The sequence below is a fragment of the Acinetobacter sp. YH12021 genome (genome assembly GCF_013420145.1).
In the GTDB taxonomy this organism is placed as follows: Bacteria; Pseudomonadota; Gammaproteobacteria; order Pseudomonadales; family Moraxellaceae; genus Acinetobacter; species Acinetobacter towneri.
In genome coordinates, this window is sequence record NZ_VOYT01000079.1 from 1 (window position 1) to 1,033 (window position 1,033).

The 1,033-nt window shown below is 47.1% G+C and carries 1 protein-coding gene and 2 pseudogenes; all 3 read left to right on the forward strand.

The genetic code is table 11. The features are described from left to right. Window positions 1–149, forward strand: a pseudogene (locus tag FTT91_RS14630) (IS66 family insertion sequence element accessory protein TnpB); the annotation flags it as partial. Continuing rightward, complete coding sequence (gene tnpB / locus FTT91_RS14635) at window positions 146–481, forward strand: IS66 family insertion sequence element accessory protein TnpB (protein ID WP_002034689.1); 336 nt, start codon at window positions 146–148, stop codon at window positions 479–481. The pseudogene FTT91_RS14630 and the gene tnpB, both read left to right, overlap by 4 nt. Before the next feature lie 74 nt (window positions 482–555). Further along, window positions 556–1,033: pseudogene (locus FTT91_RS14640) on the forward strand (IS66 family transposase); the annotation flags it as partial.

Consider the following 1,033-nt stretch of genomic DNA (forward strand, 5'->3'; position numbering starts at 1 on the left):
TGCCTTACACTGCTGCAATCAGCCAACCTATTGATGAGAGGATCACGTTGTGTATCACCGTGCCTCATACGAATAATGATATTCAGCTAAAATGGCAGACATCAGAAATACCTGCCTTGGCAGAATTGCTCAAGGTACTTGCAACATGATCCGCATTGATGAAATCTGGCTCTCCACCCAACCTCTGGATATGCGAGCAGGGATGGATACGGTCATGGCGCAGATTATGAAAGCCTTTGGCTCAATCAAACCGCATTGCGCCTACCTGTTCTGTAATAAACGTGGCCATCGTATGAAAGTGCTGGTACATGATGGACTGGGCATCTGGCTGTGTGCCCGGCGTTTGGAACAGGGAAAATTCCACTGGGCTCAAGTTCACCAAGGTGAAACCGTGGCCCTCAACCCGGAACAGTTACAGGCACTGATCCAGGGTTTGCCCTGGCAGCGCATTGGACGACAGCAAGTGGTAACAATGCTCTAAACCAAGCTCGGCTATTCTGCTATTCTCCAAACGTTCTATTTCCTCTGCGTCATGACCTCAGGCATACTGCGGTCATGAATACGCTGCCTGACTTAAGCCAACTGACCCATGAACAACTGCTGGAATTCACCCGGCAGTTGGCGATGCAGCATCAGTCTCTGGCAGAATCAAATCAAGAATTAGAAAAATCAAACCAACAATTGGATGCCAAAGTTCAACATCTTTCTATTCTCAATCAAAAATACGAGCATGAACTCGCACTATTTAAACAGCACAAATTCGGCAGTAAAAACGAACATCTCACTGCAAAACAAATCCATCTGTGGGATGAAGCGGTTGAAGAAGATATTGCAGCGGTTGATCTAGAACTGGAGCGGCTAAATGCAGATAAAACCAATGCAGCGACACACAAAGCAACAGTCAACAAACCTAAACGTCGACCACTGCCAGATCATCTACACACCATCCGTATTGAGCATGAACCTGCATCAACCCAATGTGCTTGTGGCTGCCAACTCCGTCGTATCGGCGAAGATGTCAGTGAAAAACTGC